General features: G+C 73.5%; 1 pseudogene. It reads right to left on the reverse strand.

The features are described 5' to 3' along the window. Positions 1-396, reverse strand: a pseudogene (locus tag AC1D34_RS38355) (hypothetical protein); the annotation flags it as partial.

Raw genomic sequence — 396 nt, forward strand, 5'->3', positions numbered from 1 at the left:
GTTCAAGCGCTCCTTCGCCTCCTGGATGCCGCCGGCCTGCGCCTTCGCATAAAGCTCGCGCGCCCTCGCCGCCTCGCCCCGTGTGCCATAGGTCCGCCAGGTCGAGAGGATGGCGGGGTCATAGGTTTCCGCGAGCATGAAGAACGCCCGGGCGCTGCCGGTTTCCGCGGCGCGCTCGAGCACGATCCGCGCCGAGGCGATATCGCCCTGCCCGATCAGGACGCTGGCGCGCGCAATCAGCCGCGTCGCCTCTGCCTCGCTGGCGACCGGCGGTGACTGCGGCGGCGCTGGCGGTGCAACGGGCTCGGCCAACGCGGCCGGCCTGGTGACCTGGTTCGCGGCCTGGCTGGAGGCCTGATTGGCCGGCGCAGGCTCGGGCGTGGCGCGCGCCACCGC

The sequence above is a fragment of the Allobosea sp. P1_A7 genome, from assembly GCF_056406775.1.